The following is a 4948-nucleotide window of genomic DNA, read 5'->3' on the forward strand; positions in this document are numbered from 1 at the left end:
GCTTCAATCTCTGCAATTACTTCGTCAATTTCGCGCCGCAGCCGTTCGATTTTGGCGACGGTTTCGCTGATTTCGGCGTTGAGTTTTTTGATGTCGATGACCTCGCGGCTGTCTTCGGGTTCAACATAGTGGCTGACAGCGAGGTCGTAGTGTTTGTTTTTGACGGTTTGCTGGGCAGCGTTTTGGGCGATATGCGGCACATCGGCTTTGTCGGCGAAGAGTTTGACGATTTCGGCAATGTGTTCTTCGGTTAAGACGTTGTTGTTGGTTTCTTTTTTAAAGAAGCTGCTTGCATCGATAAATTGGATGTCGGTATTGTCTTTATGTTTGGACAAAACCAAGATATTGACGGCGATGCCGGTGCCGTAAAAGAGATTGGGCGCAAGGGCAATCACGGTTTCCACGTAGTTGCCCTCCACCAGATATTGGCGGATTTTCTGCTCTGCGCCGCCGCGATAGAAAATGCCGGGGAATGAGACAATGGCGGCGCGGCCTCTGCTAGAAAGGTAGTTCAGCGCGTGAAGGATGAAGGCAAAATCGGCTTTGGATTTCGGGGCGAGTACGCCTGCGGGGGCAAAGCGGTCGTCGTTGATTAAGGTGGGGTCGTCGCTGCCTATCCAGTTGATGGAATAAGGCGGATTGGAGACGATGGCATCAAAGGGTTTGCTGTCTTTGAGCTTGGGGTTAGTCAGCGTGTCGCCCAATTCGATGTGGAATTGGTTGTAATTGACGTTGTGCAGGAACATGTTCATGCGGGCGAGGGTGTAGGTGGTGTGGTTGATTTCCTGCCCGAAGAAGCCTTCTTCAATAATGTGTTCGTCAAACTGTTTTTTCGCCTGCAAGAGCAGGCTGCCCGAGCCGCAAGCGGGGTCGTAAATTTTGTTGACTTTCTCCTGCCCGTGCACCGCCAGCCGCGCAATCAGTTTGGAGACGCTTTGCGGGGTGAAAAATTCGCCGCCGGATTTGCCTGCGTTGGCAGCGTAGTTGGAAATCAGGTATTCGTAGGCATCGCCAAAAAGGTCGATGTGGTGGTCTTCAAAACTGCCGAAATCGAGTTCCGCCACGCCTTTGAGGACGGCGGCAAGGCGTTTGTTCTTGTCGGCAACGGTGCTGCCGAGCCGGCTGCTGGTGGTGTCGAAGTCGTCAAACAGGCCTTTGATGGCTTGTTCGGACGGATAGCCGGAGGCGGAGCTTTCAATCGCGGTAAAGATTTCTTTCAGCTTAGTGTTGAGCTCTTCGTTTTGATGGGCTTTGGCGGCAATATTGCAAAAAAGCTGGCTGGGGTAGATGAAATAGCCTTTGACTTTGACGGCATCGTCTTTGATTTCGGGCGTGATGATGCTGTCGGACATAGCGGCATAATCAATACTGCTGTCGCCTGCCTGCATATAGTCGGTGAAGTTTTCGCTGATAAATCGGTAGAAAAGCGTACCAAGAACGTATTGTTTAAAGTCCCAGCCATCCACCGCGCCGCGTACTTCATCGGCGATTTTCCAAATTTGGCGGTGGAGTTGGGCGCGTTGTTGTGTGGCGGACATTAGACGTTTCCTTATTGTTGTGAGAGGATAAGTTTGGCCGTCTGAAAAGTTGGGAACCAGCCTTTCAGACGGCCTCATATGTAATAAACGTATGGGTAACTATCAAGATGAATTTCAGTAATCATGGATTCAGTCATAAATCCAATCTGTGGATCTGAATTGCATCTTCTTGGGCTGAATTAAAACAGTCCAAATTTCCCTTACTTCATTGCTTTTAATCGGCCATGCAATTCCTGTACGCTGTACACGCCCAAGTGTTCACGGCTTTTTGCGCCTTCGCTCATGGCTTCTCCGCCGGCGATGGTGGTGTATTGCGGTACGCGTTGGGTGAGGGAGGTGCGGCGGATGCTGTGGCTGTCGGTAACAGATTGTACTGTGCTGCCGACGGTGTTGACCACCAGTGCGATTTCGCCATTTTTAATTGCGTCCACGATGTGTGGGCGGCCTTCCTGCACTTTGTTGACCGCTTGCACGATGATGCCGTGTTCTTTCAAGTATTCGGCGGTACCGCGAGTGGCGCAGACACCGTAGCCGAGTGCTTGGAAGTTTTGTGCGGTTTTGACAATGAGCGGTTTGTCTTCGTCGCGTACGGCGAGGAACACTTTGCCTGTTGTGCTCAAGCGTTCGCCTGCGCCGAGTTGGGCTTTGAAGTATGCTTCGCCGAAGCTTGCGCCTACGCCCATGACTTCGCCGGTAGAGCGCATTTCAGGGCCGAGAATGGTGTCCACACCCGGGAATTTGATGAATGGGAACACGGCTTCTTTAACGGCGTAGAAGTCCGGGATGACTTCTTTTTCTACGCCTTGCTCTTTCAGTGAAATGCCTGCCATCACGCGCGCGCCGACTTTGGCGAGCGGTACGCCGGTGGCTTTGGATACGAACGGTACGGTACGGCTGGCGCGTGGGTTCACTTCCAGTACGAAGACCACGCCGTCTTGTACGGCAAACTGTACGTTCATCAAGCCGACTACGCCCAGTGCGTATGCCATGGCTTTGGTTTGACGGCGGATTTCGTCTTGAATTTCTTCGTCCAATGAGTATGGAGGCAATGAGCAGCCTGAGTCGCCGGAGTGGATACCTGCTTGTTCGACGTGTTGCATGATGCCGCCGATCACGACATCTTGGCCGTCTGAAACGCAGTCTACGTCCACTTCGATGGCGTTGTTCAAGAAGAAGTCAAGCAATACGGGGCTGTCTTCGGAAACTTGTACGGCTTCGCGCATGTATTTTTGCAACTCTTCGGCTGAGTGAACAATCTGCATGGCGCGGCCGCCGAGTACGTAAGAAGGACGGACAACCAACGGATAACCGATTTCTTCGGCTTTAACGAGGGCTTCTTCTTCGTTGTGGGCGATGCGGTTAGGCGGTTGACGCAGACCTAAGTCGTTCAATACTTTTTGGAAGCGTTCGCGGTCTTCGGCGGCGTCGATGCTGTCGGCAGATGTGCCGATGATGTTCACGCCGTTTGCAACCAAGGCATTGGCCAGCTTGAGCGGGGTTTGGCCGCCGTAATGAACAATCACGCCCCATGGGTTTTCGGTGCGGACGATTTCCAATACGTCTTCCAAGGTCAGCGGCTCGAAGTACAGGCGGTCGCTGGTGTCGAAGTCGGTGGATACGGTTTCGGGGTTGCAGTTGACCATGATGGTTTCAAAACCGGATTCGCGCAGGGCGAGTGCGGCATGAACGCAGCAGTAGTCAAATTCAATACCTTGGCCGATACGGTTTGGACCGCCGCCGAGAATCATCACTTTTTTACGGTCGGAAGGACGGGATTCGCATTCTTCTTCGTAAGTGGAGTAGAGGTAGGCGGTTTCGGTGGCAAACTCGGCGGCACAGGTGTCGACGCGTTTGTAAACCGGATGCAGGTTCAGTGCGTAGCGGTGTTCGCGGACTTCTTTTTCGCTTACGTTCAACAATTGTGCCAAACGTTTGTCAGAGAAGCCTTTGCGTTTCAGACGGCGTAAAGCGGCGTAATCTAAATCTTGCAACTGGCCGTCTGAAACCGATTTTTCGTCTTTTACCAAGTCTTCGATTTGCGCCAAGAACCAAGGATCGATGGCGCAGATTTCGTGGATTTCTTCCAGCGTGAATCCTGCGCGGAACGCATCGGCTACAAACAGCATACGCTCAGGGCCAGGGTTGGCCAGTTCGCGACGGATTTCCGCTTTGTCTTCACTGCGCGGATTGAAGCCGCACAAGCCGGTTTCCAAACCGCGCAAGGCTTTTTGGAAGCTTTCTTGAATGGTACGGCCCATCGCCATTACTTCGCCCACAGATTTCATCTGCGTGGTCAGGCGGTCGTCAGCGGCGGGGAATTTTTCAAACGCAAAACGCGGGATTTTGGTTACCACATAGTCGATGGAAGGCTCGAATGACGCTGGGGTGCGGCCGCCGGTAATGTCGTTGCGCAACTCGTCCAGCGTAAAGCCGACAGCCAGTTTGGCCGCTACTTTGGCAATCGGGAAGCCCGTTGCTTTAGAGGCCAACGCGGAAGAACGGCTTACGCGTGGGTTCATCTCAATCACAATCATCTCGCCGTTTTCAGGGTTTACCGCAAACTGAACGTTCGAGCCGCCCGTATCCACGCCGATTTCGCGCAATACTGCCAACGAAGCATTACGCATGATTTGATATTCTTTGTCGGTCAATGTTTGTGCAGGTGCAACAGTGATGGAGTCACCGGTATGCACGCCCATCGGGTCGAAGTTTTCAATCGAGCAAATAATGATGCAGTTGTCGTTTTTATCGCGTACAACCTCCATCTCATACTCTTTCCAGCCGAGAACGGATTGCTCAATCAGCAACTCATGAGTAGGCGACGCATCAAAACCGCGTTCGCAAATCGCCAAGAACTCATCTTTATTGTAGGCAATGCCGCCGCCCGAACCCCCCATCGTGAAAGAAGGACGAATCAGGGTAGGGAAGCCAACCTGTTCCTGCGCCGCCAAAGCTTCGTTCATCGTGTGGCAGACAAAAGATTTCGGGCAGGAGAGGCCGATTTTCTCCATCGCCTCCTTAAAGCGGCCACGGTCTTCTGCTTTGTCGATGGCGTCTTCGGTCGCGCCGATCAGCTCGACATTGTATTTCGCCAGCACGCCGTTGCGCGCCAAATCCAGCGCACAGTTCAGCGCGGTCTGACCGCCCATGGTAGGCAGAATCGCGTCAGGACGCTCTTTGGCAATAATTTTTTCCACCGTCTGCCACATAATCGGCTCGATGTAGGTAACATCCGCCATTTCAGGGTCGGTCATGATGGTGGCGGGGTTGGAATTCACCAGAATGACTTTATAGCCTTCTTCACGCAAGGCTTTGCAGGCCTGTGCGCCCGAATAGTCAAATTCGCAGGCCTGACCGATAACGATAGGGCCGGCGCCGATGATAAGGATGGATTTTAGGTCGGTACGTTT

General features: G+C 52.8%; 2 protein-coding genes. Both read right to left on the minus strand.

Annotated features, from left to right (window positions below; translation table 11 throughout):
• A partial coding sequence (locus tag Q1M25_RS08030; protein ID WP_300483740.1) for a type I restriction-modification system subunit M occupies positions 1–1538 on the minus strand: 1538 nt, incomplete at its 3' end.
• A 200-nt stretch (positions 1539–1738) separates the two neighbouring features.
• A partial coding sequence (gene carB / locus Q1M25_RS08035) for a carbamoyl-phosphate synthase large subunit (RefSeq protein WP_300483743.1) occupies positions 1739–4948 on the minus strand: 3210 nt, incomplete at its 5' end.

This window comes from uncultured Neisseria sp., assembly GCF_951230505.1.
In the GTDB taxonomy this organism is placed as follows: domain Bacteria; phylum Pseudomonadota; class Gammaproteobacteria; order Burkholderiales; family Neisseriaceae; genus Neisseria.